21 protein-coding genes, 1 tRNA gene and 3 pseudogenes are annotated in these 25,175 nt (G+C 39.3%); 9 read left to right on the plus strand and 16 right to left on the minus strand.

What is annotated here, in order from left to right; genetic code table 11:
• Positions 1–88: 88 nt before the first annotated feature.
• Positions 89–3,319: a carbamoyl-phosphate synthase large subunit gene (carB, locus tag MST17_RS04660; RefSeq protein WP_180025789.1), complete on the minus strand. Its 3,231-nt coding sequence runs from the start codon at positions 3,317–3,319 to the stop codon at positions 89–91.
• A gap of 13 nt (positions 3,320–3,332) precedes the next feature.
• Positions 3,333–4,475, minus strand: coding sequence for a glutamine-hydrolyzing carbamoyl-phosphate synthase small subunit (gene carA, locus MST17_RS04665; protein ID WP_168378093.1), 1,143 nt, complete (start codon positions 4,473–4,475; stop codon positions 3,333–3,335).
• Positions 4,476–4,784: 309 nt separating this feature from the next.
• Here carA and MST17_RS04670 point away from each other — a divergent pair, with 309 nt between their 5' ends.
• Positions 4,785–5,270, plus strand: a complete 486-nt coding sequence (locus MST17_RS04670) for a hypothetical protein (RefSeq protein ID WP_168378092.1) — start codon at positions 4,785–4,787, stop codon at positions 5,268–5,270.
• A 238-nt stretch (positions 5,271–5,508) separates the two neighbouring features.
• Here MST17_RS04670 and MST17_RS04675 read toward each other — a convergent pair whose 3' ends face one another.
• Both MST17_RS04675 and MST17_RS04680 read right to left on the minus strand, forming a co-directional pair.
• Complete coding sequence (locus tag MST17_RS04675) at positions 5,509–6,048, minus strand: DOMON-like domain-containing protein (protein WP_180010009.1); 540 nt, start codon at positions 6,046–6,048, stop codon at positions 5,509–5,511.
• A 6-nt stretch (positions 6,049–6,054) separates the two neighbouring features.
• Positions 6,055–6,378: a YhbY family RNA-binding protein gene (locus MST17_RS04680; protein WP_180025788.1), complete on the minus strand. Its 324-nt coding sequence runs from the start codon at positions 6,376–6,378 to the stop codon at positions 6,055–6,057.
• Positions 6,379–6,573: 195 nt separating this feature from the next.
• Between MST17_RS04680 and rlmE the strand changes: the two genes are divergently transcribed.
• The 3 genes and pseudogenes from rlmE to MST17_RS04695 all read left to right on the plus strand — a co-directional run.
• Positions 6,574–7,224: a 23S rRNA (uridine(2552)-2'-O)-methyltransferase RlmE gene (gene rlmE, locus MST17_RS04685; RefSeq protein WP_078191339.1), complete on the plus strand. Its 651-nt coding sequence runs from the start codon at positions 6,574–6,576 to the stop codon at positions 7,222–7,224.
• A gap of 136 nt (positions 7,225–7,360) precedes the next feature.
• Positions 7,361–9,250 (plus strand): ATP-dependent zinc metalloprotease FtsH, encoded by a 1,890-nt coding sequence (gene ftsH, locus MST17_RS04690; protein WP_218949157.1) that lies wholly within the window; start codon positions 7,361–7,363, stop codon positions 9,248–9,250.
• Positions 9,251–9,348: 98 nt separating this feature from the next.
• A pseudogene (locus tag MST17_RS04695) lies at positions 9,349–9,590 on the plus strand (IS5/IS1182 family transposase); the annotation flags it as partial.
• A 238-nt stretch (positions 9,591–9,828) separates the two neighbouring features.
• Here the strand turns inward: MST17_RS04695 and MST17_RS04700 are convergent.
• The 4 genes from MST17_RS04700 to MST17_RS04715 form a co-directional block, all read right to left on the minus strand.
• Complete coding sequence (locus tag MST17_RS04700; RefSeq protein ID WP_121531781.1) at positions 9,829–10,923, minus strand: hypothetical protein; 1,095 nt, start codon at positions 10,921–10,923, stop codon at positions 9,829–9,831.
• Between the two features lie 98 nt (positions 10,924–11,021).
• On the minus strand, positions 11,022–11,492 hold the full coding sequence (locus MST17_RS04705; protein ID WP_257246855.1) for a transposase family protein: 471 nt from the start codon (positions 11,490–11,492) through the stop codon (positions 11,022–11,024).
• Positions 11,440–11,835, minus strand: coding sequence for a transposase family protein (locus tag MST17_RS04710; protein ID WP_071851480.1), 396 nt, complete (start codon positions 11,833–11,835; stop codon positions 11,440–11,442). Before MST17_RS04710 ends, MST17_RS04705 begins: the two co-directional genes overlap by 53 nt.
• A 278-nt stretch (positions 11,836–12,113) precedes the next feature.
• Positions 12,114–12,773: a hypothetical protein gene (locus MST17_RS04715; protein WP_180026972.1), complete on the minus strand. Its 660-nt coding sequence runs from the start codon at positions 12,771–12,773 to the stop codon at positions 12,114–12,116.
• A gap of 62 nt (positions 12,774–12,835) precedes the next feature.
• Between MST17_RS04715 and folP the strand changes: the two genes are divergently transcribed.
• Positions 12,836–13,690, plus strand: a complete 855-nt coding sequence (gene folP / locus MST17_RS04720) for a dihydropteroate synthase (RefSeq protein WP_218949206.1) — start codon at positions 12,836–12,838, stop codon at positions 13,688–13,690.
• 87 nt (positions 13,691–13,777) lie between these two features.
• A complete protein-coding gene (locus MST17_RS04725) occupies positions 13,778–14,092 on the plus strand; it encodes a DUF5713 family protein (protein WP_078191338.1) in 315 nt (104 codons plus the stop codon).
• A 60-nt stretch (positions 14,093–14,152) separates the two neighbouring features.
• Here MST17_RS04725 and MST17_RS04730 read toward each other — a convergent pair whose 3' ends face one another.
• The 3 genes from MST17_RS04730 to MST17_RS04740 form a co-directional block, all read right to left on the minus strand.
• The gene (locus MST17_RS04730; protein ID WP_180082414.1) at positions 14,153–14,605 is read right to left on the minus strand and encodes a hypothetical protein; all 453 of its coding nucleotides are present in this window, start codon (positions 14,603–14,605) and stop codon (positions 14,153–14,155) included.
• A 304-nt stretch (positions 14,606–14,909) separates the two neighbouring features.
• Positions 14,910–14,995 (minus strand) — tRNA-Leu (locus MST17_RS04735).
• A 169-nt stretch (positions 14,996–15,164) separates the two neighbouring features.
• The gene (locus tag MST17_RS04740) at positions 15,165–15,899 is read right to left on the minus strand and encodes a hypothetical protein (RefSeq protein WP_180005427.1); all 735 of its coding nucleotides are present in this window, start codon (positions 15,897–15,899) and stop codon (positions 15,165–15,167) included.
• A 195-nt stretch (positions 15,900–16,094) separates the two neighbouring features.
• Here MST17_RS04740 and MST17_RS04745 point away from each other — a divergent pair, with 195 nt between their 5' ends.
• Positions 16,095–16,601: a hypothetical protein gene (locus MST17_RS04745; protein WP_078191335.1), complete on the plus strand. Its 507-nt coding sequence runs from the start codon at positions 16,095–16,097 to the stop codon at positions 16,599–16,601.
• A 95-nt stretch (positions 16,602–16,696) separates the two neighbouring features.
• Here MST17_RS04745 and MST17_RS04750 read toward each other — a convergent pair.
• From MST17_RS04750 to MST17_RS04765, 4 genes and pseudogenes are all read right to left on the minus strand, one after another.
• Positions 16,697–18,036 (minus strand): annotated as a pseudogene (locus tag MST17_RS04750) (CitMHS family transporter).
• A gap of 267 nt (positions 18,037–18,303) precedes the next feature.
• Entirely contained in the window at positions 18,304–18,582 is a 279-nt protein-coding gene (locus MST17_RS04755; protein ID WP_180026970.1) for a hypothetical protein, read from the minus strand.
• A 53-nt stretch (positions 18,583–18,635) separates the two neighbouring features.
• A complete protein-coding gene (locus tag MST17_RS04760; RefSeq protein WP_078191332.1) occupies positions 18,636–19,964 on the minus strand; it encodes a hemolysin family protein in 1,329 nt (442 codons plus the stop codon).
• 129 nt (positions 19,965–20,093) lie between these two features.
• A complete protein-coding gene (locus tag MST17_RS04765; protein ID WP_078191331.1) occupies positions 20,094–21,086 on the minus strand; it encodes a LysR family transcriptional regulator in 993 nt (330 codons plus the stop codon).
• Positions 21,087–21,768: 682 nt separating this feature from the next.
• On the opposite strand from MST17_RS04765, the gene MST17_RS04770 reads away from it, so the two are divergent.
• A complete protein-coding gene (locus MST17_RS04770; RefSeq protein WP_168378085.1) occupies positions 21,769–23,373 on the plus strand; it encodes an isocitrate lyase in 1,605 nt (534 codons plus the stop codon).
• Between the two features lie 88 nt (positions 23,374–23,461).
• On the opposite strand, the pseudogene MST17_RS17180 reads toward MST17_RS04770, so the two are convergent.
• A pseudogene (locus tag MST17_RS17180) lies at positions 23,462–23,563 on the minus strand (IS5/IS1182 family transposase); the annotation flags it as partial.
• A 329-nt stretch (positions 23,564–23,892) separates the two neighbouring features.
• On the opposite strand from MST17_RS17180, the gene MST17_RS04775 reads away from it, so the two are divergent.
• Positions 23,893–25,089 carry a YncE family protein gene (locus MST17_RS04775; RefSeq protein WP_257221007.1) on the plus strand — a complete coding sequence of 399 codons (1,197 nt, stop codon included), beginning with the start codon at positions 23,893–23,895 and terminating at the stop codon, positions 25,087–25,089.
• Positions 25,090–25,175: the final 86 nt, after the last annotated feature.

Here is a 25,175-nt window from a genome sequence, read left to right on the forward strand (position 1 = left end):
AAAAAGAAAAAATCAGTAAAATTTTTACTGACCTAGAAATGAAAAAAAGCCCGCCACCGAGAGGTGGCGGGACTTCTCGGTAACTTAATTAACCTTTAGTAAGGTCTTGTAAGCGGTATACATCCATTGGCAATTTGATTGCTAAAGCTTGGCATACTGCATCAGCACCGTTAAGGGTAGTTGTGTAATACACTTTACCTTGTAATGCAGAGCGACGGATCGAGAATGAATCTTCTTGAGCCTGTTTGCCTTCAGTTGTATTGATAATGAGGTGAACTTCGCCATTTTTCAAGCGGTCTACGATATTAGGACGGCCTTCAGTCACTTTGTTCACACGTTCACATTCAATACCAGCATCTTTAATCACATCATAAGTACCGCCAGTAGCGATGACTTTGAAGCCAAGGTCGGTTAACTGTTTCGCAATACCAACAGCACGAGGCTTGTCAGAATGACGAACAGATAAGAATGCGTGTTTTACTTCGCCTTCCGTTGGCAGGCCTGGTAAACGGTCATTAGAGCCTAACACAGCTTTATAGAACGCTTCACCAAATGTTTTACCTACACCCATCACTTCGCCTGTAGATTTCATCTCAGGGCCAAGAATCGGGTCAACACCAGGGAATTTGTTGAATGGGAACACCGCTTCTTTTACAGAGAAGTGTTCAGGAATAATCTCTGTAGTGAATCCTTGAGATTCTAGAGATTGACCTGCCATACAACGTGCAGCAACTTTCGCTAAAGATTCACCGATACATTTAGAAACGAATGGAACAGTACGTGATGCACGCGGGTTCACTTCTAAGATGTATACGTCAGTACCTTTAACCGCAAACTGTACGTTCATCAAACCGATTACGCCAAGCTCTTTCGCCATTGCAATCGTTTGACGGCGCATTTCGTTCTGAACTTCTTTAGATAAAGAGTAAGGAGGAATAGAACATGCTGAGTCACCTGAGTGAATACCCGCTTGTTCGATGTGCTGCATGATACCGCCGATCACAACGTCTTTACCGTCAGATACGCAGTCCACGTCAACTTCAATCGCATCGTCTAGGAAGTGGTCAAGAAGTACTGGCGCTTCATTCGATGCTTGAACTGCATCACGCAGGTAGCGTTTCAGTTCGTCATCGTTGTACACGATTTCCATCGCACGGCCACCAAGTACATAAGAAGGACGTACCACAAGCGGGTAGCCAACTTTTGCAGCTTCAGCCATACCTTCTTCAGCAGATTTTACAATGCTATTGTTTGGTTGACGAAGCTGCAGACGTTGAATCATTTGTTGGAAACGTTCACGGTCTTCTGCACGGTCAATCGCGTCAGGTGATGTACCGATAATTGGCGCACCAGCTTCTTCCAAAGCGCGAGCCAATTTAAGCGGAGTCTGACCACCGTACTGAACGATAATGCCTTTAGGCTTCTCGATACGCACGATTTCAAGTACATCTTCCAAAGTAATTGGTTCGAAATACAAACGATCTGATGTGTCGTAATCCGTAGAAACCGTTTCAGGGTTACAATTCACCATGATGGTTTCATAGCCGTCATCACGCATTGCAAGGGCAGCGTGTACACAGCAGTAATCGAATTCGATACCTTGACCAATACGGTTTGGGCCGCCACCGATGACCATGATTTTGTCACGGTTCGATGGGTTCGCTTCACATTCTTCATCGTAAGTTGAGTACATGTAAGCTGTGTCAGATTCAAACTCTGCAGCACATGTATCCACACGTTTGTAAACTGGAGTTACGCCCAAGTTCCAACGGTGTTTACGGAATTGTTTTTGTGAAATGCCCATCAAGTCTGCAATGCGAAGATCTGATAAACCTTTACGTTTGAACGAACGGATGTTGTCAGCGTTTAAGTCACCAAAACCTAAAGTTTTGATTTGGTTTTCAGTTTTGATGATGTCTTCGATTTGAATCAAGAACCAACGGTCAATTTTGGTTGCTTCAAATACTTCATCAAGAGTGAAACCGTGACGGAATGCATCGCCCACGTACCAAATACGCTCTGGACCTGGAACTTTCAATTCAACAAGAATTTTCTCACGTGCGCCTTCAGTACCCACAGCGATTTTTTCATCAAAACCACATGCGCCAACTTCAAGACCTCGAAGCGCTTTAGATACAGACTCTTGGAAGTTACGGCCAATGGCCATCACTTCACCCACAGATTTCATCTGTGTAGTTAAAGTTGCGTCAGCTTGCGGGAATTTCTCAAAGTTGAAACGAGGAATTTTCGTTACAACATAGTCAATTGCAGGCTCGAATGACGCAGGTGTTGTACCGCCAGTGATGTCGTTTTTCAACTCATCAAGTGTATAACCTACTGCCAATTTCGCAGCAATTTTTGCAATAGGGAAACCAGTTGCTTTAGAAGCAAGGGCAGATGAACGAGAAACACGTGGGTTCATCTCGATCACAACCATACGGCCGTCTTTCGGGTTGATACCGAACTGAACGTTCGAACCGCCAGTTTCTACACCAATTTCACGAAGTACAGCTAAAGATGCATTACGTAGTAATTGGAATTCTTTGTCTGTCAATGTTTGTGCAGGAGCAACAGTGATTGAGTCACCTGTGTGCACGCCCATTGGGTCAAAGTTTTCAATGGTACATACAATGATACAGTTGTCGTTTTTGTCACGAACAACTTCCATTTCGTACTCTTTCCAACCAATTAAAGATTCATCGATCAATAATTGTTTAGTTGGAGAAAGATCGAAACCGCGTTCACAGATTTCAATGAACTCTTCACGGTTGTATGCGATACCGCCGCCTGAACCACCCATCGTGAATGATGGACGGATAATGACAGGGAAGCCGAAACGTGCTTGAATTTCAAGCGCGTGTTCCATGCTTTCTGCAACGTCAGCGCGAGGGCATTCCAAACCAATTTTGCGCATTGCGATATCGAAAAGTTTACGGTCTTCCGCTTTTTCGATTGCTTCTTTCGTCGCGCCAATCAATTCAACATTGTATTTATCTAAAATACCGTTGGCATCGAGTGCAAGGGCACAGTTCAATGCTGTTTGACCACCCATTGTCGGAAGAACTGCGTCTGGGCGTTCTTTCTCAATGATTGCAGCTACAGTTTGCCAAGTGATTGGCTCGATGTAAGTTGCGTCTGCCATAGCAGGGTCAGTCATAATGGTTGCTGGGTTAGAGTTTACCAAAATAACACGGTAGCCTTCTTCACGAAGGGCTTTACATGCTTGAGCACCTGAGTAGTCAAACTCACATGCTTGACCGATGACAATCGGACCAGCACCAATAATTAAGATGCTTTTAATGTCTGTACGTTTAGCCATGATGCTTCCTTAATTACTTCTTAGATGCTTCGATAAGTTCGATGAAATGATCGAACAATGGTGCGCAGTCATGTGGACCAGGGCTTGCTTCGGGGTGACCTTGGAAACTGAACGCAGGTTTATCTGTACGGTGAATCCCTTGTAGGGTTTGGTCGAACAGTGATTTGTGCGTAGCTTTCAAGTTTGCAGGTAATGTTTCTGCATCGACTGCGAAGCCATGGTTTTGCGAAGTAATCATCACAATACCAGTTTCCATGTTTTGAACAGGATGGTTGGCACCGTGGTGGCCGTGAGGCATTTTCACAGTTTTTGCACCTGAAGCAAGTGCAAGAATTTGGTGACCCAAGCAAATACCAAATACTGGTACATTGCGAGCATCTTCTACAATTGTTTTTACAGCTTCAATTGCGTAGTCACATGCAGCTGGATCGCCGGGGCCGTTCGATAAGAACACGCCATCTGGATTCAATGCAAGTACGTCAGCAGCAGGAGTTTGCGCAGGCACGACAGTCAATTTACAACCGCGGTCTGCGAGCATACGTAAGATGTTGGTTTTGACACCGTAATCGTATGCAACAACATGGAATTTAGCTTCAGGCTGAGAGAAACCTTTACCTAATGTCCAAGAACCTTCAGTCCATTCAAAGCCTTCAGGGTCACAGCATTCTTTTGCAAGGTCTAAACCATTTAAACCACCAAAAGCGCGTGCTTTAGCTAAAGCTTCTTCTTCTGTAATGTTTTCGCCAGCAAGGATACAACCATTTTGTGCACCTTTTGCTCGCAGAATACGCGTTAATTTACGTGTATCGATGTCTGCAATAGCAACAACATTGTGTTGTTCAAGGTAATCACCAAGTGATTGCTCAGCACGGAAGTTGCTATGCAATAAAGGTAGGTCACGAATGATCAATCCGTTAGCCCATACTTTATGAATTCGACCTGACTCAGCGTCTTCATCATTACAACCTGTGTTACCGATATGTGGGTAAGTTAGTGTCACAAGTTGTTGTGCATAACTAGGGTCAGTCAAAATTTCTTGATAGCCAGTCATTGCTGTATTAAAAACGACTTCACCAGTCGTACTACCCGATGCGCCAATAGAAGTACCTTTAAAGATAGTTCCGTCGGCAAGGGCTAAAATTGCTGGGGTGCTCAAACCAAAGCTCCTGAAATTTAGGCTGTAAAAAAGCGAGAAGACGAAAAAAAAGGAAGGCTGCTTAAAAACCTACCCTCCTTACATCTGCTCGCTTGAACTTAACACGGCATTATACGCAGAAAGCCACTGAAAGTCCATCGCAAATAACAGGAATAAAGCAGATAAAGCGCTTGCATTTTAGAATAAAGTTTGGTTTTGCAAAATCTTAGAAAAATGTAAGCAATTAATTATTGTCAGACAAATCATAAATTAAAATTTATCAAAAAGCGCTAATGTGGGTCGGTCAGCAAAAACTATAGGTACAAAGTCATGGCAACACAACAAAAACAAACAGCGGCTAAAACCTCCCTGAAAGAAGTCGTTATCGAAGGTGCTGAAAAGCTTGAACAAGTTGCAAAAGAGGCAAGTGTTCAAGCCACAGAAGCGGTCACTGAAAGCAAAGGAAAGATCGGAGCAGAGGCAAAGCAGTTGAATGCCAGTGTGCAAGATCAATTGCGTCAGTTGAAGCAAGATGTATTGAATAAACTTGATCAGTTAAAAGTTCAGTTTGGTTCATCGCAAAAAGATTTTAGCGAACTCAAAGAATTTGTGAAAACTGAGTTTAATACTGTTATTGATGATCTTTCAAAACTTGGAAAAGAGCTGAAAGAAGATGTGACCCAAATTTCAGGAAAGCACAAAGATCATCTAACAGAAACATTTAAGCGTTCTAAGGAACATACTTTGGAAGCGTGGAAAAAAGTTTCACCAGTGAAAGCTGAAGTTACGGATCAAACCACAGATCTTAAAAGTTAATTGTGAATGACATGAATTTTAAAACGCTTGAGCTAAGTCTAGTCATTCCAGGGAGCTGGATTCGGTGAGAGCGAATTAAACTTCAATTTAACGCTAAATATGCAAAAGGGAGTCATTAATGGCTCCCTTATTGTGAATGGTACATTTAAGTCCAAAATACTTATTTAAAATAAGCAGGCAATAAAAAAGCAAAAGATCGTACTTTTGCTTTTTATCGAAGATCAAAACATTAAAAAGTTTAGAACTGATGTAGCCAATCACGTTTGTTGTGAAAGTCAGCATTTGGACTACTATGCTGCATGGCATAGTACTGTTCACCTTGAGGGGTTTTCAGTACTGCAGTTAGACCGATATAGAGATCTTCCCATTTAAGTTTGTACTTCAGCATAAATTCGGTCAGATCAAGACTGACATTTAAGCCATAGTGCGTCCGTTTCAACTGATTCAGTTCAATATCGTAAGCAGCTTGTGGCGGCATATCTTCTGGATAGCGATATTCTTCAAACTGGTAAGCCTGCCAAGCTTGTGAAGGGGAGAGGTTGATTTCACGATAAAAGTCTTCATTGTGTACACCAATAAAAACTTCTAAGCAGGTCTGTTCCCACAAAAAATCGATTCGTGGGTGAGCTGACACCAATTCTGGCCATTGAATCAGTTGGTTTGGGTCTCGAATCCAATAACCCACATTTAAAGTATATGGGCTTTGTTGTTCGATAGCACCAACGACTGATACAGCCTGAAAGCGACGATCAAAAGCGCTGAGTTCGAAACTTGCCATAAATGCTTAGTTAGACAGGTGTGCGTAGCGAACAAGGTTAGACAGTTTTGCATTTTGTTTTGCCGCTTTGCGGTAAATCAAAGCAATCTTACCAATCGTTTGAACAACTTCAGAACCTGAAACAGTCGCAATTTCAGTAATCATTGCAGCACGAGTTTCACGGTCTTCTGCCACAACTTTCACTTTAATTAACTCATGGTCGTTTAACGCACGGTTTAATTCTTCAACAACGCTTTCTGATAAGCCTTTGTCCGCAACCATTACAACTGGGTTTAGGGTGTGACCAATTTGACGTAAGCGTTTACGTTCTTGAATAGATAAAGCCGCCATAAATATAACCTAATTTTAAAAACGACCTAGTATAGCAAAATCAAAGTTGAAGCGCTGTATTTAATCGGCATTTTCTCGATGAAGATTATTGAAAAAAACATGATTTAAGATGCTTTTTAGATACACATGTCTACTGCAAAAGTGCTGAATTTCACGTACAATCAAGACTGAGAAGTTTTTTTTATTTAGAGAGTTATGGCTACCCGCATTACTAACCAGAAATTATCCAAAAGTAGTCGTGACTGGATGCGTGAGCATCTTGATGACCCCTTTGTGAAAAAAGCACAAAAGGAAGGATATCGTGCGCGTGCCGCTTATAAATTGCTTGAAATTCAAGAAAAATACAAATTGATTAAGCCGGGCATGACCGTTGTCGACTTAGGTGCTGCACCAGGCAGTTGGTCGCAAATTGCCGGAAAACTTGTTGGTGACAAAGGTTTGGTTATTGCTTCTGATATTTTACCAATGGATGCTTTACCCGATGTGACCTTCTTGCAAGGTGACTTTCGTGAACAAGAAGTGTTCGATGAATTGTTAAAAATTTTAGATGGACGTACTGTAGACGTTGTAATTTCAGATATGGCCCCCAATACATCAGGTAATAAGGCTGTAGATCAACCGCGTCAGATCTATCTTTGTGAATTAGCAATCGACTTTGCTCAAAAGGTTCTTGGACCAAATGGACAGTTTGTTGTTAAAGTGTTCCAAGGTATTGGATTTGATGAATACCGTAAGCAAGTTGTAGACACATTTGATGTGCTGAAAACAGCAAAACCGGCGGCTTCACGTGCTCGATCTAAAGAAGTGTTTTTAATCGGGCAGGGACGTAAGAAAGCTTTCAAGTAAAGTTTACTTGCCAACTCGTTAAAAATTGTGCATTTTGTACGTTTTTAAATTATTGCGAAGCTACTCTGCAGCGTAAGTATTAGAGTCACCCATGTAAGTGGGATTGAACGAATTAGATAGAAATGGGAATAAAGCTTTGAGCGATCTTTTTAAGAATGCCGTGTTGTGGCTGGTTATCCTAGGCGTGCTGGTTTTAATCTTCAGCAACGTCAGTGACCGCAATCAACCGACCGCGATGAATTATTCTGAGTTCGTGGCAGCCGTAAATGCGGGTCAGATTAAACAAGTCACCATTGATGGCGAAAGAATTCGTGGCGAAAAATCAAACGGTTCAGAGTTTGAAAGTATCCGTCCTGCGGTTCAAGATCCTGAACTTATGCCGAACCTGATCAAGAACAATGTTGTTGTTGAAGGTACAGCGCCACAGCGTCAAAGTATTTTGATGCAACTTCTGATTGCAAGTTTCCCTGTTCTTTTAATCATTCTGTTATTCATGTTCTTTATGCGCAACATGGGTGGTGGAGCTGGTGGTAAGAATGGCCCAATGAGTTTTGGTAAGTCAAAAGCAAAAATGCTGTCTGAAGACCAAATCAAAGTGACATTTACTGATGTTGCGGGTTGTGATGAAGCTAAACAAGAAGTTGTTGAAATCGTTGACTTCCTAAAAGATCCATCTAAGTTCAAACGACTTGGTGCAAGCATTCCGAAAGGCGTGCTCATGGTTGGTCCTCCGGGTACAGGTAAAACTTTACTTGCTAAAGCGATTGCGGGCGAAGCGAAAGTACCTTTCTTTAGTATTTCGGGTTCTGACTTTGTTGAAATGTTCGTAGGTGTGGGTGCGTCCCGTGTCCGTGACATGTTTGAACAAGCAAAGCGTCATGCGCCATGTATCATTTTCATCGATGAGATCGATGCCGTTGGTCGTCACCGTGGTTCAGGCACAGGTGGTGGTAATGATGAGCGTGAGCAAACATTAAACCAAATGTTGGTTGAAATGGATGGCTTTGAAGGCAACGAAGGTATTATCGTTATTGCTGCAACAAACCGTGCTGACGTATTGGATAAAGCTTTACTTCGTCCGGGTCGTTTTGACCGTCAAGTGATGGTATCTCTACCGGATATTAAAGGTCGTGAGCAAATCCTGAATGTACATTTGAAAAAATTACCTTCTGTGACTGGTGTAGATGTTAAAGTCTTGGCACGTGGTACACCGGGCTTCTCGGGTGCTCAGTTGGCTAACCTTGTAAACGAAGCAGCACTGTTTGCTGCACGTCGTAACAAGAACACGGTCGATATGCATGACTTTGAAGATGCTAAAGACAAGCTTTACATGGGTCCTGAACGTAAATCGATGGTGATTCGTGAAGAAGAGCGTCGTGCGACGGCTTATCATGAAGCAGGTCATGCGATTGTTGCTGAAATCTTGCCGGGTACAGACCCAGTGCATAAAGTGACAATCATGCCGCGTGGTTGGGCACTGGGTGTTACTTGGCAGTTGCCTGAACATGACCAAACTAGCCATTACAAAGACAAAATGTTGAATGAACTTTCAATTTTGTTTGGTGGTCGTATTGCAGAAGAAGTCTTCATTAACCAAATGTCGACTGGTGCTTCAAATGACTTTGAACGTGCAACGAAAATGGCACGTGCAATGGTTACTAAATACGGTATGTCCGATAAAATGGGCGTCATGGTTTATGAAGATGACTCACAGCAGTCGTTCATGGGTGGTTTAGGAAGTCGCGTGATTTCTGAAGCAACGCAGCTTGAAGTTGACCGTGAAGTTCGCCGTATTTTAGATGAACAATATAAAGTTGCACGTGATATTCTTGAAAATAACAAAGATATCGCACATGCCATGGTGAAAGCATTGCTTGAATGGGAAACCATTGATCGTGATCAAATCCGTGACATTATGGAAGGTCGTGAACCTCAACCACCAAAAGTGTACATCGCAGAAAATCCAGTGATTGATGTTACGCCTACAGATGGTCCAGCTACGCCACCGCCGTTACCTGCAAATTAATGCATTAACTGCGTAAGTTTAAAAAAGAGTCTCAATGAGGCTCTTTTTTGTTTTTGGGTTAGCACAATAACCGAGTATCAAACCTTATTCAGCAATGTGGATTGCATTTACTCGTAGCTTCCGTAGAATGAAAATTTCTAGGCGAAGGTGTGATTGAAACATAAAAAATATCCGCTTGAATACCGTCGGAAATAGCATAAGCTCCACATTGGTACAGATGCTGAAACATTGCATATACGTTCAGTTCAGCTCAAAATGAGCAATATCAGCGATTCAGTGGTTCTCGATGATTTACTGACTTTATCAGGTCCCACTTGAAGAACGAACTGATTCCATCTATTGGACATGTTGTTCAGATCATCGAGCAAGTTCAGGAACATTTAGTGCAGGCGCTACGATTAAAAGCAATGCTGTTAAATTTCCAAGCGGAATTCGCTGTAAAATGTTTTTATAAAATTTAAATCAAAAATATTAATGATCAAAATAAACCAATCATTTGTATTATTTATAAAATTTCAAAACATAACTGTTCCTATATCTAGAAACAGCTATGTAAACTCTTTTCATTTTAAGATTACTTATCCTCTAAAAATATTTTTTATTTCTTTTTCTAATCTTTCATGAAATTGTTCTAAAGTTGCATTTTTCAATGGCCCTCGCCCCCTAATAGCATATGGCAATGCTTCAGCAACCAATTGCTCATATAGTGGATCATTTACATATTTAGCCAGTATTAAGCGTTGGATAACAGCTAGACCTGTTATATATTCTTTTTCATCGCCATGGTTCACCCACTGATTGAGGCTTTCTATATCTTTATGCTTTTCTGCATCATAGATTAAAAAATCATACACTTGCTGAAGTACCAATTGTAACTGTTCAGGTTTCTCAAAATGACTTGCTTCACCTTCGATACCATGAAGGCTCAGTAAATATTGTAATGTATACTGATTTATTGGATGTGGGCGAAATATTCTTATTGCTTTTTCTGGTAAAATTTGTATATAACTGGTAACACATATAAGATCATAAGCTATAACGCCTCTTTTACCTGAGCTTAAAAATATAATATCTTCATATAATTCATCATTAAAGTCTCGGTAATATCCAGTTTCATTAAATTGATTTTTTTTTCTCTGCTTTATAAAACTTAGAGATACTTGATTTAATTCTAGCCATTGATCTGCAAAAATACTTAATTTTTCACTTGTAGAGGGAACAACTTTGAATTGTAATAACTGTTCTTTTGTGACTGCTTGAACAGCATCTAACATTTTTTCAATACTTTTTTGATCAGGAAAAATAACATCCTTACTAAAAAAAATATAATGCTTTGAATCAAAGGCAACAAGATTATGTCTACGTAAGGTTTCGACCAGTATTTTATATAGGTATTTGCTTTTTTCTTGTAAATATTCAATCACAAAAACATCGGTTGAAAAATTGAAAAAGCCTTCTACATTACTAAAAAATTCAATAATTTCTTCATCAAAGTTTTCAGCAAGTTCGGGGCTAGTCACTATCCTTTCAACATCTAAAAGCCAATTTTTTAAATTTTCAGTAAACCCTAAATCTTGAGGATGTGTCGCAAAATACTCTGCTTGTTCCAAAGTTGTAATTGTTGTATTCGAATTATGCTGTGCTGCATCCCAAACATAAAATAATGCTGCCATAATATCCCCTAAATAATTTCAAATTAAATTTATGAGATCTCCAGAAGCGGAAATCTAACTCTTATATTTTCTATATTATACTAGATTTCTTTCATAAGTCATTTTTCACTCAGCTCCAAGTTATAAATTCCAGCAATTAGATTGAATCTTAATGCTAGTCTTTTGCCTCGATTGCGATATCGCTCAGCAAGAATTTTGAAGGTTTTCAAACTGCCAAATACATGCTCAATTCCAATTCTTCTTTTATTGATTTCCTGATTATAGATTTTTAGTTCGGAATCCAGTTTACAGCGCTTCTTTGCTTTTAATGGCAACAAGCTATTTGGATACACTGTATAAATTCCCTGATAACCCTTATCCGCAAGGATAAATGCACCTGCAGGAATCTGATTCAAGTTACGTCTGAAGAGTTCGAAATCATGTACGGCACCACGACTCGTACATAAACTCAGGATTTTTTGAGTTTGATAATGAATGATGGCCTGTACTTTGAAAGTGTGGATCTTTTTCTTGCCGCTATAGCTTTTCTTCTGTTTTTTTAGGCCTTTGGATTGGAATTTCTGTGGCATCCACGATCACAACATTCCAATCGATGCCTTCGCCCTCGGGTAAATCTTTGGGTAAATTAAAGAGATTGGACCGAATCAGGCAGTCTTCAACATGACGGACAATTCTTGAGGCTGTGGGCTCTGAAACCCCGTAGCTCGTCGCAACGTGAAATAAGGTTCGGTATTCCCGCCAATAGCTTAGACAGAGCAGAACCTGGTCTTCCAGGCTTAACTTGGGCGGTCTGCCTTTGGCAGGGACATGTTTCTTCAATTGCTCAACCATCAAATAGAAAGTTGACCATGAGATGCCTGTGTATCGCTTGAACTGAGGATCAGAAAGCTTGTTTGAATCGATGTATTTCATCCGCAGATTATGCACGAATGCTAAGAAATCCGGAGTGCAAATATTAACCAAAAAGAAGATCGTTTTTTGATTTATGAAAGAGATCTACTTCTTACTGAAGTCGGTTTGTGATTAATACTTAATTCACAATATTGTGAAATACATTGCTCATCATAGGCTCTACTGATTTAAAGTTAAGTAACTCGGAAGAATTTTAATTTTTTTATCTTTGTGCAACAAAGTCTACAGAACTCATTCGGACTATTTTTATTTTTTATCATAAGCACACCTTTCTTGTATTAAAAAAAATTTTTCTCTCGAATTGAAATATACATATAATAAAAACAACCACCAAAATAAAAAATAATAAAAATCAATTTCATATAATTTTCTTTTTTATATTTTTCATTAAAATATTTTTCATCATAAGTAATTTCAGAACTTTTTATATAAAAAGCAAATTTTCTTGAAAAAAAATTACTTTCTACGTATTTAACATATACATCTAGATTAGTTTCATTACTAAATGGACAACCTAACTCTGTAATTGAGCACTCAACTAAAACCAATATATTTGAATTTTTTTTCCTTAAAGTTAAACTTTCATATGATGAAGGCTCAATCCAACTATCTCTCCCGGTCAAACTACCCATTTTCCTTGTTCTATTTTTTGTTTCTTCAATAATATAATAACCCTCAATAATACCTCTATTTTTTAAATAATAATTTGGATTTTTATATAAAACTGATAAAATTGAATATACAATAAAAATCAACATCAGAAATATAATTAAATAAAATTCAAAAAATTTATTTTTCATATAAGCAACAAGAGAGCATAACACCGCCAAACTAAACAACATCAAATAAGTAAAAAAACTATCAAAGAAAAACAAGCAAAATACAATCTGAAAAATAAAAAAAATATGATTTTTTTTATTTATTAATAAATCTTTCATACCACTGCGCCTTCACATACACAAAATTGATAACATAGTCAGATTCATGTAGGAGATGTTGTATGCGCTTAATGCCTTTACCAAATAAAATCTTAAAGTGTGGCAAATTGACATTAGATCTGTCGACCCCACATGTGATGGGGATTTTAAATGTGACACCAGATTCATTTAGTGATGGCGGGCAACACAATGGTAAAGATGAAGCGGTAGCACGTGCAAAGCAAATGATTGCCGAAGGGGCAACAGTCATTGATGTAGGGGGCGAATCAACCCGACCAGGTGCATCTGTAGTTGCTATCGAAGAAGAAATCCGACGCGTGGTACCAGTAGTAGAGGAATTAGCAAAATTAGGTGTGGTGATCTCAATTGATACCTCTTCACCAGAAGTGATATCTGCAGCTGTAAACGCTGGAGCACATATTTGGAATGATGTACGTGCCTTAACTCGTCCACAAGCATTAGAAACTGCAGCCCGCTTAGACATACCCGTGATTATTATGCACATGCGTGGCGAACCTACCACGATGAATAATCTAGATCAGTATCAAGATGTCGTGGCTGATGTCATCGATGAATTAAAGCAACGTGTGCAAGATGCATTAGACGCCGGTGTGCGTGCAGAAAACATTATGATTGATCCAGGTTTTGGTTTTGCTAAAAATGCACAGCAAAACTTAAAGCTTTTACAGCAATTCTATCAATTGAATGACATGGGCTATCCGATCCTGTCGGCATTATCTCGTAAGCGTTTTATCGGTGAGGCACTTGGTGGTGCGGATGCACAAAATCGCGCTGTAGGCTCGGTTGCAGCGCATCTACTCAGCATTCAACAAGGTGCATGTATGGTTCGCGCACATGATGTCAAAGCAACGGTAGATGCGATACGTGTTTGGCAAGCCATGCAGAATGCAGTCTGATTTGAAAATACTGAATCCCAATAAATTTGGTGAATTGTAGTATTTGTGTTATATAAGCGCCCTGAATATTTTGTGATAGAGTTTCGTATGTTTGCAGATTTACTGCTACCCATGTTTGATGATGAATATTACCCAGATGTGTTGGTTGCAGAGGTGAAGTTATTGGTTGTTCAATTTGCGAAGAAAATTGCAAAAGCAGATTTAAGTTCAACTGATATCTACCATTTTGCCAATGAAACAGTTGCACAGCTCAATAAGATGAAACCTCAATTTGAAGATTTAGATTCGTCTTTGGATGATACGGCTGCAGATTATATTGCAGAAGCCATGATGATGGTGCTGCAAGATGAAGGTCATATGGATATTGAAATGGAAGAGTTGGTTGCTAACCGAGAATGGTAATTGAACTTTAAAAAAAGCCCTGTAGTGACAGGGCTTTTTTGTGTCCAGAGTTTTAAAAAGTCATTGAGCATTGTCTAAAAAATCTTTAAAGGATGATTTGATCGATGCTGATAATTTTTGTTCTTCTTGCATGGCTTGTAAGTGTAGGGTGTAGAAATACGTTTGATGTTCTTTTTGTTTTAAGGATTGTTGGTAAGACCAAAATGCCAGTTGGCGAAGCTTTTGTAGTTTTACTCGTTCAATGGCGCTGCTTTCAGGTTTATAAAATAATTCAGTAAATACACATAAAAACAGACTGAAAAAAAGTCCACTGAGACTGATGAGGTTTAATACATCTGTTTGTAGATACTTAAAGTTTATAGCAAGGAGAAGTGTTAATCCGCCAAGGAGATATAGTTGTATTTGCAGGCGTTGAACTGCGGACTTGCTGCTAAAACGTGCTTGATAATGTGCATACCAGACATAGCAATAGATCAAAGGAAGAATAATCAATATACCAAGATTAAACGCCATTTTGGGGTCGTGTATTGAAAGTGCCGTTGAAAGCATATGACCAAGTACAGCGCTGCTAAGGGGGATAGAAAGTATCAGGCAAAAGCTAAAGATTAAAACAGGTGCAGTGGGTGTGAGATTGATAATTTTAAAATGTGCAAACAGCAGCCGTTGATAAAAGGCATCGGGATGCTTGAGTTGTAGTGCGGGGAGATTAAAATCTGAAGGTGTCGGCATCGAATAATAATAGATTTCTAAATTTTAGGCATAAAAAAACCAGCAAATTGCTGGATCTTTTATTGCACCAATCTTAGAAGTATAAGAATGGTGCCCGAGGCCAGACTCGAACTGGCACGCTTTGTGGGCGGGGGATTTTAAATCCCCTGTGTCTACCGATTTCACCACTCGGGCATGTGCGCAATAATAGAGGACGAAATGAAGCTTGGCAAGAGTATTTGATGGTGTTTGTTTTAAAATCAATCAATTCATGCATATAAGTTGAAAATATTCAAAAATAGCGATGTATTGAATGACTTTTTGAGCAGTGATTTAAAGTTTTTTGCACTATATCAATGCCAGCTTATTTCATTAACTCATCAAGATAATGTTCAACATTTTGGTGCTTTAGCTTTTTACATAGCTGATTTTCCTGATGCAGCATTTGTATGTGCAAATTTTGGAACAGGGTAAAGCGCTCAGATAACTGTTTATGATTTGCCTGATTCGGATTACTGAGCGACAAACGTAATTTTGCTTTAAGCATTTGTTTATACGACCAATATGCAATACGACGTGTCTCTTGCAGAAAATAGTATTCTTGGGTGTTACTTCCACCTTTGAAAAGATTTTCTTTATAAAAACGCACAAAGCCGAAACTCATGGCGAAAAAGAACAATACAGATTGAACAAAGGTGCTTTGTAAAAAGGCGATATTGAGTAATTGTAATAAAATCACGATCGCAAGTCTGAACGGCGTATTTTTCAAACTTTGATACAGGGACATTGAACTGTGCTTGATTTGCTTGATGACTAAGGGCACAACCAGCATGAAAAACAGCATAATACTTAGTACAGCAATACCATGAGCGCGAAACTCACTCATTTCTGGAAAATACAGTTGCACTGCATGTCCAATACTCATGCTCAAAGAAATAAAAATCATCGCCGCCAAAACCCAAGGAATAAGTTCTTTGAGTTCGTCTAAAATGCCTTGAGTTTTCAGTTGGCTATAAAATAAATAATTATGTTTAAAGGCTGCTGGATATTGCTGTTTCAGTTGTTGAAGGTAAAGCGCAGCCTGTTTCTTTTGAGCCATATTGTGACGTTAGTATTAAAGCGTGAAAGTAATATAGTTGATTTCGATATTTTTGACAGAATTTTTTTCTAAATCATGTTGTATATCTGAACATTATAAGAGAAATCACAATTTCTATAGTGAAGGTCGCAGTTTTCATCCTTCTTTTATGCGAAAATACATATTTATTGAATATTAAGTTTTTATAGGCAGTTTATGACTGATCATTCTCCTGAAACATTAAGCGATATCGAAATTCTAGACATTCTTCAGTCGATGAAATCAGATGTTTTAAATACTGAAGCAAATGAAGTGATTCGTAGTGGGGGAAAAGCTGGTCGTCAAGAAGCACACAAACAAGCTTTGGTAAAATTAAATCAAGCATTTGAAGATAAATTTGTTGAAGCTGTGACTTTAGCTTTAGGCTTAAATGAAGGCCAAAGTAAAAAAATCCGCTACAAAAAAGACCGTATCCGTATTTTGAAAGTTCGTGGTATCGATTATTTAGCGATTGATGGTGCTGAAACTGCACAAGTATTGTCGCAAGTTGCACAAGCGATTGTACGTGAAGACGCAACGGTGACTCATGACCTCCATAACATTTTTCCATTTTGGAAAGAAGGCTGGCCAATGGTTCAATTCGACAATGTTTATAAAATTTTAGAAGATGACATTCGTATTCATTATGAAGCAGTTCTAGAAGCATTAATTTCAAAGCATTAATCACTACAAATGAACCTGTGAGTGTAAAACACTGGCTAGTTCAGTATTGTTAAGCATAAAAAAGCACCTGATGGTGCTTTTTTATCTTTAAAATTTTAAGTTAAGCTCGAATAAAAGGGAAACATTCCAAAGATCAGACCTGCTGCTAACATGACAAAACACGTGATTACAGCCCAGATAATGGTAAATTTCTGATGTTGTCCAAACTCGATACCCGCAAGTCCACAGAGTAAATAGGTCGAAGGGACAAGTGGAGAGAGTAGGTGTACAGGTTGCCCTACGATGGAGGCACGTGCCATTTCTACAGGTGCAATTCCATAATGAGCTGCTGCATCTGAAAGAATTGGCAAAACCCCAAAATAGAAAGCATCATTCGACATAAAGAAAGTCATCGGCATACTGATGACAGCGGTAATCGGTGCTAAATAGGGACCCATACTTTCAGGGATAATTGCCACAAGTTGTTTGGACATGGCTTCTACCATGCCTGTTCCAGCTAAAATTCCGGTAAAAATACCTGCAGCAAAAATGATGCCGACCACGTTTAAAGCACTACCTGCATGATGTGCGATTAACTTTTTCTGCAAGTCGACATTTTTGTAGTTGACGACTAGCGCAATACATAAAGCCACCATGAATAAAATAGGCATAGGTAAAATACTAAAAACCAGACAAATCATCAGAACGACGGTTAACAGTGCATTAAACCAACGTAGATCTGCGCGGTTGGCTTCTGGATTATCTGAGATTTGAATGTTTTCACCATGGCTGATATCCAATTGGACAATTCCTAGACGCTTTCTTTCCATGCGACCATACATCGTTCCTAAGAAGTACAACCAGCCGATGGCAAATAACATCGGTAAAACCATCGGGACAAATACATCACTTGGGTCGACATGAAGTGCGCTGGCGGCGCGGGCTGTAGGCCCACCCCATGGCGTAAGGTTCATAATGCCGCTAGAGAGCATAATCAAACATGCCATAATCAATGGGCTCATACCTAAGCGCTTATAGAGTGGCAGCATGGCAGCAACACAGATCATATATGTTGTAGAACCATCTCCATCCAAAGAGACAATTAACGTCAGGGTAATGGTTCCAAGAACGACTTTTAAGGGATCACCTTTGACCATTTTTAAAATAAATTTCACCTAAGGGTCGAACAAACCTGTATCAATCATGATGGCAAAATACAGAATCGCAAAAAGCAGCATGATGCCAGTCGGTGCAAGTTTTTTACACCTTCAATCATCATGTCGCCAATTTCATTTATTTGTATGTGTGACAAGCTGTCAAAATAAAAACCAAGTAACCACGCAATCAAGGCAAAAAGTAGGGGAATTAAAGTCAGTGCAACAAGTGGGCTTAAGCGTTTCGACATGATCAAATACATAAAGCACAAGATCATGCCCAAACCGAGTACGGTTAACATGGTTCATTCCTTTGAAATATAAAGCTGTTTTTAAATCCAAGGGCAGAGCATAAAGATAAATTTCATCAGTCAAAACAAAGGTGAGAAAATGTGAAATACATCACTATTTTAATGAAAAATAGTCATTAATAATGAAGGTATTAAGGAAGGGAGATTTTTCGATTTATTTTAATTTTTATTCAAAAAATGTGGTCTGTTTACATATATTCAACATCAGTAGAGAACTGTAAGTGCTGTGCAGATACAGTTTGATCACAACAAGTACGCTTATGCAAAAATAGACAGTAGCGTCCGAATCGGCCAACTAAAAAATCGGAACCAAAATATTAAGGGATTATAAAAAAACAGACCAAAACGCATGGTTTCGTCATATTGTTGTCTGCCACGTTCATAAGGATAAGGCGTTAAAAACCACGCAGTGGCGATCAGTGTAACACCGAGCAATAGAAATAAAGGTTGTGGATGAGCTTTAAAAAAATAATAGATCAGATAAGCCCCAGTATAAAAACTAAAGCAAGTCAAAATCGCTTTAAGTGAAAAAGACATCTTCGTATTCCATCGTATTTATATTTTATTGTTTTAGAAAAAAAAGAATCGAATTAATCCGATTCTTCTGGTGTATCTAGTTCAGTTTCAGCCTGTTGTAAGCGGGTCACTAATAATTGGTCAATTTTAAAGTGGTCTACATCCACAACTTCAAATTTGTAGCCATGATAGGTGACAAAGTCCGCTGGGCGTGGAATTTTACGCAGTTTAAACATCATAAAGCCCGCAAGGGTTTCATAGTTTTCTTCATCGGGCATTTCATCTAAAGCGAGGGCATGCTTTAAATCTTCGATTGGTGTACTGCCATCGATAAGCCAAGAATCCGCATCACGTTTAATAATTTGTTGTTCTGCTTCAATCGGTGTTACCCAGTCGCCCATCACGGTAATCATAATGTCGGAGAGGGTAATAACGCCGACAACCAACGCATATTCGTTAATTACTACGGCAAATTTTTCTTTGGTTGAACGGAAACGATCGAGTAATTCGGACAGTGTTAAAGTATCTGGAATCGTGAGGACATTACGAATGGTATTTTCGTTGAGTTGTAAAAGTGACTGATTGTTCAAGATACGAACCAAAATATCTTTGGCATCTACATAACCAATCACGTCATCAATATTTTCACTACAGACCAAAAACTTCGAATACGGAAATTCTGCGAGTTTTTGACGAATACTGGCTTCTGATTCTTTTAGGGTAAAGTACACCACATTTTCACGTGTAGTCATACTTGAAGGGACATTACGTTCTTCCAGTTCAAATACGTTTTCAATAAAGTGGTGTTCTTGCTTTTGTAGTACACCAGCTTGAGCACCGGCATCCATCACGGCTGAAATATCGTCAAAGGTAATATTGTCATCACGTGTTGTATTCACTTTGAATAAACGAAACAACAAATTGGCAATGGCATTAATCACCCATGCCATTGGTTTACACACTTTAATGAAGATTTGAATCGGGTCTACAACAGCAACGGCGATTTTTTCAGGTGCGATCATCGCCAAACGTTTTGGCATCAAATCAGCAAATAGAATGAATAAGGAGGTGACTAAAGTAAACGACAGGGTGAATCCTATGGTTTCAGTCCACGGGCCCTGATAAAAACGGGTCACTAAGGTTATGAAATAAGGACGAAATGCACCTTCACCCAAAATACCGCCAAGAATTGCCACGGCATTTAAGCCAATTTGTGATGCGGCGAAAAAGTCTGCTGAGTTGGCTTGTAAGTCAAGCACACGTTGTGCACGTGAATCTCCAGATTCAGCCAAAATTTTAAGCTTTACTTTTCGTGCACCCGCAAGGGCAATTTCTGTTAAGGATAGAAAACCCGCACCGACGATCAGGAGAATAATAATGACAATATTTTGGAAAAGGCTCACGAATACACCTGTTTGTGATTCATTCTATTTTTCTGTATTTCTAACACAAAAATGGGCAAGGTAGTAGTCTTAACTACTACCTATATAGTGACAGTATACGTTTGAATTAATAAGGAATTAAAGAACTAATTACTGATACTGTGAAAACTGAGAGTTATTCATTAAGTATTCGCGGTTTTCTTCTTCAATCATTTGACGTGCAACATACAAAATAAGTTGACGCAACCAGCGATGAGCAGGGTGATGATGAAGTAAAGGACACCACGCCATTTTTAATTCAAATTCAGGAATATAGAATGGTGGATCGCGAAGTAACAGGTTTTGACTTTTGGCTTGAAGGCGAGCAATACGGCTTGGCAGAGTCGCAACCAAGTCAACATTCGAGGCCAATAAGCCTGGCATTTGATAATGACGGGTGAAAACTGAAATTTTACGTTTTTGGCCAATACGTTCTAAGGCTTGATCAATCCAACCTAGACCCGCTTGTTTTTCAGGATTGACACCAAAACCGACACCCATACCTGTTTTAGATACCCAAATGTGTTGTGCATCTAGATAGCTTTTCAGGTTTAAATTATTTGCAGCAGGGTGCTTGGCATTTAAAAGGCATGAAAAACTGTCACGCCAGACCAAAACTTGGTGGAAACTTTGCGGAATTTCATTAAAGCGGTTAATCGCCAAGTCGACTTTACCTTGTTCCATATCTCGATAAGACACATCACTAGGCGTTAAAAAATCCAGAACCACATTGGGTGCTTCTGAGCGCAAAGCTTTTACTAGGCGCGGCACTAGTGTTGCTTCAGCATAATCTGACGTCATGATGCGGAAGACACGATTTGAAGTGTAAGGTCGGAACTCGGTACGGGGTTCCAAAATCATCGAAAGGTCAGAGAGAGCATCACGGATACGTGGCTGTAATTCAAGCGCACGTTCTGTAGGTGTCATACCTTCTGAAGAACGAATAAGAAGTGGATCATTAAATAAGTTGCGTAAACGACGTAAAATATTACTCATCGCAGGCTGAGTTACACCCAGTTGCTCGGCAGCACGAGTCACATTTTTTTCACGAAGTAGTACATCAAGATAAATTAATAGATTGAGATCGACCCGCTCCAGATTCATAAAATAAATACCGACAATAAAATCATGAAATTTATCTGATTATGCCATAACTACTAAGGCTTGTGTAAAAAATGGATGAAAAAATGACGTGTACTATTGTACTAAAATTCGGCAGTTTTAAGACAAATTTGCTGAAGCGACAGCACATATTTCTTAAACACTTATTACCTGTTTAGAATGATATTTTTAAATAAATATATAAAAATACGGAGCAATTTTGATTATGCGAAGTGATGTTCATAAAACTCAAAAGTAAGATGAAATATCTCATTTACATGATCATTTGAGGACGGAATAATCATGCATTTAGTTTGGTAAGTTTGGGCAAAAAAGGCGTAAAAAATGCTGTTTTTTTTAAAAGTGAATGCTCAGTCGACTTAAGTCTAATGAAGAATAATTCATCAGAGTGTTTGTAAAATAGACAAAAAAATCAGCCAAATTTATTAATAAAATAATTTAAATACAAATACTTAAAAATATTGGTTAATTATTATAATACGACTTTAATCTACATATTTTTTAAATAAATACTGAAAATTAATGCAGAATATTGGATTAATTTTTTTAGTCAATCTACTCTGTGTCTATCGCAACGAAATGTTCTAAATCTGAACAATCATTCGAGGGTATGATTTTAGCCTTACGTTGCAGAAAAATCCTAATATTATTACAGGAACATATCATGTCTACATACTTAACAGCGATTGATGCAATCCGTGAATTAAAAGCAAAATTCGGAAGCACTTGGCGCGATATTAGCCCAGAAGATGCTGCACGTATGCAAATGCAAAACCGTTTCAAAACTGGTTTAGACATTGCGAAATATACAGCTGCTATTATGCGTCGTGATATGGCTGCTTATGATGCTGATTCTAGCAAATACACTCAATCATTAGGTTGCTGGCACGGTTTCATCGCACAACAAAAAATGATTGCGAACAAAAAATACTTCGGTACAACTGAACGTCGCTATATCTACCTTTCAGGTTGGATGGTTGCAGCTCTTCGTTCAGAATTCGGTCCACTTCCTGACCAATCTATGCACGAAAAAACTTCAGTACCTGCATTGATCGAAGAAATCTACACTTTCCTACGTCAAGCTGACGCGAAAGAATTAAACGACTTGTTCCGTGCGCTTAAAAAAGCAAACGAAGCTGGTGATACTGCTAAAGCTGCTGAAATCACTGCTCAAATCGACGGTTTCCAAACTCACGTTGTGCCAATTATTGCTGACATCGACGCTGGTTTCGGTAACGAAGAAGCGACTTACTTACTAGCTAAGAAAATGATCGAAGCGGGTGCTTGTGCACTTCAAATCGAAAACCAAGTATCTGACGCTAAACAATGTGGTCACCAAGCTGGTAAAGTTACAGTTCCACACGAAGACTTCATCGCGAAAATCCACGCTCTTCGCTATGCATTCTTAGAAATGGGTCTTGATGACGGTATCATCGTTGCTCGTACTGACTCTGAAGGCGCTGACTTGACTCAAAAAATCCCAGTGGTTAAAGAGCCAGGCGACATCGCTTCTCAATACATCAGCTACTTAGACACAACTGAAATTGACATTTCAGAAGCTCAAGAAGACGAAATCCTAATCAAGCGTAACGGTAAACTTCACCGTCCAAAACGTCTTGCTTCTGGCTTGTACCAGTTCCGTCCAGACACGCAAATTGACCGCGTTGTACTTGACTGTGTATCTAGCCTTCAAAATGGTGCTGACCTTCTTTGGATCGAAACTGCGACTCCAAACGTTGAAGAAATCGCTCACATGGTTAACCGTGTTAAAGAAACAGTTCCAAATGCGAAACTTGTTTATAACAACTCGCCTTCATTCAACTGGACTTTAAACTTCCGTCAACAAGCTTACGACCGTTGGGTTGCTGAAGGTAAAGACGTTTCTGCTTACGACCGTGCTAAACTAATGAGCGCTGAATACGATAACTCTGAATTAGCTGCTGAAGCTGACGAAAAAGTTCGTACGTTCCAAGCTGATGCTTCTCGTGAAGCGGGCGTGTTCCATCACTTGATCACACTTCCGACTTACCATACAGCTGCTCTTTCTACTCACGAGCTTGCTCAAGGTTACTTCGGCGACCAAGGTATGCTTGCTTATGTAGCTGGCGTTCAACGTAAAGAAATCCGCGGTACGATTTCTTGTGTTAAACACCAAGCAATGGCTGGTTCTGACATCGGTGACGACCACAAAGAAATCTTCGCTGGTGACAACGCGCTTAAAGCGGGTGACGATGCGAAAAACACAATGAACCAATTCGCTGCTCACTAAGCATTGAACTGATTCGAAAAAAAGCCCAGCGAAAGCTGGGTTTTTTTATGGCCTTAAAATCGTGTTGAATTTAGGTTCTGTTGATATTTCATAATGACAGCCAAATAAATATGTAAGCTAAGGCAACTGATTTTTCATAGTTCTGCTTGAGTCTTGCAAATGTATTCTGGATTGTTTTTTTGGATAGATAGCAAGCCAAACTGGGACAACTCTTAAATAAGCTTTTGAAATTGAAAAGATTTGAATGAAATATTTGAAGCAAAGAAAAGTGGTGGAATGGAGCAGAGATAGAGTATTACATTATTGAAGAAGCCTTTAGTGGCAGGTTTGTGCGCCTTTAATCAACAACTCATCGGAATTAAAACAAATACGCTATATCTACACTTGTATATTTAATAAGCTTTCTTTGCGCTAAAAAAGCGACACTTATCTGATGGCTTTGGTCAAAAGGTATGCATAAAAACAAATGAATGGACAATAAAAATGGAAAAAAATCTCTGGATCAGGACACTTCTTTGTATGACAGTTACGGTGTCGCCACTTATTTTCGCAGCGACAACCACTGCACCCGTTCCACCCAATAGCCAGCAAGTCTTTTTTGTCGGCAATAATTGGGATGGTACGGTTACAGTGATCAATCCTGCAAAAAACTATCAGAAAGTTGGTGTCATCAATATGGTGCCCGACAAAAAACAACGCCTCACTGAAATTTACCTCAACCCAGTAAAATTAATCGCTTATAGCTATATTCGTAATACGGCAGGAGAGGGAAATGATCAATTGGTCGATGACATGTATTCCACACCAGATGGCAAATCGGTGGTTGCATCACGCCCAAGTTATGCAGATGTAGTCTCGATTAACATTGCAACGGGGAAAATCAATTGGCGCACACCCGTTGAAGGATTTCGAGCAGACCATATGGCGGTTTCACCCGATGGGCAACAAGTTGCTGTTTCAGCATCTTCAGGGAATGTTGTACATGTACTCGATATCAACACGGGCAAAGAATTAGGACGTTTTGCGACGGGCGATAAACCACATGAAAATATCTATTTTGCCAACGGTACTAAAATTCTAAATTCAGCCATTGGAAATGTCGAAACAGCCATGGATGCATCTTGGCAAGATTTTACTAAAGGCAAACGCTATATCACGATCGCAGATGCTCAAAATTATAAAGTCCTTAAAAAAATCGATTTTAGACCTGCTTTAGATGCCGTGGGACGAAAAGATCTGTCTAACTCAGTTCGACCGATTGTATTTAGTAAAGATGAATCCAAAATCTATGCTCAGGTCTCATTTTTTAATGGTCTGGTCGAATATGATCTCAATCAAGACAAAGTCACGCGCATTGCACAGCTTCCGGGAAGTACAACGATTCCCTCAGATCGCACCAAATGGGTGAATGACTCACGCCATCATGGGCTTTCAATCAGTGGTGATGGTGAAAAACTGTGTGTCGCAGGAACCATGGATGATTATGCCACTATAGTAGATCGTAAAACTTTGACCGCGGCGAAATTGATTGCTGCAGGTAAACCGTATTGGGCAACGCAAAGCCCAGATGGAAAACGCTGTGTAATTTCTGAAAGTGCGACAGATGCAGTAACAGTGATTGATTTCGCGACAGGTGAAAAAGTCATCACAGTTCCAGTTGGCAATCACCCACAGCGTGTTCGTTTGGGTTATGCGCCAGCAGGATGGGGCAACTAATAATTTAGATAAAATTAAATAAAAAGGTAAATTCAGAGTCAAATCGGCTCTGAATTTTTTAAATATCAGAAGGTGTCTAGAGACTG

The organism is Acinetobacter sp. YH16056_T, from assembly GCF_024605895.1.
Classification (GTDB): Bacteria; Pseudomonadota; Gammaproteobacteria; order Pseudomonadales; family Moraxellaceae; genus Acinetobacter; species Acinetobacter amyesii.

What these genes read in the sequence shown, in the direction of transcription:
- MST17_RS04770 (WP_168378085.1), top strand. Translation starts at nt 21,769, where the DNA reads ATGTCTACATACTTAACAGCGATTGATGCAATCCGTGAATTAAAAGCA.
- MST17_RS04740 (WP_180005427.1), bottom strand. Translation starts at nt 15,899, where the DNA reads ATGGCTCAAAAGAAACAGGCTGCGCTTTACCTTCAACAACTGAAACAG.
- carB (WP_180025789.1), bottom strand. Translation starts at nt 3,319, where the DNA reads ATGGCTAAACGTACAGACATTAAAAGCATCTTAATTATTGGTGCTGGT.
- folP (WP_218949206.1), top strand. Translation starts at nt 12,836, where the DNA reads ATGCGCTTAATGCCTTTACCAAATAAAATCTTAAAGTGTGGCAAATTG.
- MST17_RS04715 (WP_180026972.1), bottom strand. Translation starts at nt 12,773, where the DNA reads ATGAAAGATTTATTAATAAATAAAAAAAATCATATTTTTTTTATTTTT.
- MST17_RS04710 (WP_071851480.1), bottom strand. Translation starts at nt 11,835, where the DNA reads ATGAAATACATCGATTCAAACAAGCTTTCTGATCCTCAGTTCAAGCGA.
- MST17_RS04680 (WP_180025788.1), bottom strand. Translation starts at nt 6,378, where the DNA reads ATGGCGGCTTTATCTATTCAAGAACGTAAACGCTTACGTCAAATTGGT.
- MST17_RS04755 (WP_180026970.1), bottom strand. Translation starts at nt 18,582, where the DNA reads ATGTCTTTTTCACTTAAAGCGATTTTGACTTGCTTTAGTTTTTATACT.
- MST17_RS04725 (WP_078191338.1), top strand. Translation starts at nt 13,778, where the DNA reads ATGTTTGCAGATTTACTGCTACCCATGTTTGATGATGAATATTACCCA.
- MST17_RS04700 (WP_121531781.1), bottom strand. Translation starts at nt 10,923, where the DNA reads ATGGCAGCATTATTTTATGTTTGGGATGCAGCACAGCATAATTCGAAT.
- MST17_RS04775 (WP_257221007.1), top strand. Translation starts at nt 23,893, where the DNA reads ATGACAGTTACGGTGTCGCCACTTATTTTCGCAGCGACAACCACTGCA.
- MST17_RS04670 (WP_168378092.1), top strand. Translation starts at nt 4,785, where the DNA reads ATGGCAACACAACAAAAACAAACAGCGGCTAAAACCTCCCTGAAAGAA.
- MST17_RS04730 (WP_180082414.1), bottom strand. Translation starts at nt 14,605, where the DNA reads ATGGCGTTTAATCTTGGTATATTGATTATTCTTCCTTTGATCTATTGC.
- MST17_RS04745 (WP_078191335.1), top strand. Translation starts at nt 16,095, where the DNA reads ATGACTGATCATTCTCCTGAAACATTAAGCGATATCGAAATTCTAGAC.
- MST17_RS04675 (WP_180010009.1), bottom strand. Translation starts at nt 6,048, where the DNA reads ATGGCAAGTTTCGAACTCAGCGCTTTTGATCGTCGCTTTCAGGCTGTA.
- MST17_RS04705 (WP_257246855.1), bottom strand. Translation starts at nt 11,492, where the DNA reads ATGCCACAGAAATTCCAATCCAAAGGCCTAAAAAAACAGAAGAAAAGC.
- rlmE (WP_078191339.1), top strand. Translation starts at nt 6,574, where the DNA reads ATGGCTACCCGCATTACTAACCAGAAATTATCCAAAAGTAGTCGTGAC.
- MST17_RS04765 (WP_078191331.1), bottom strand. Translation starts at nt 21,086, where the DNA reads ATGAATCTGGAGCGGGTCGATCTCAATCTATTAATTTATCTTGATGTA.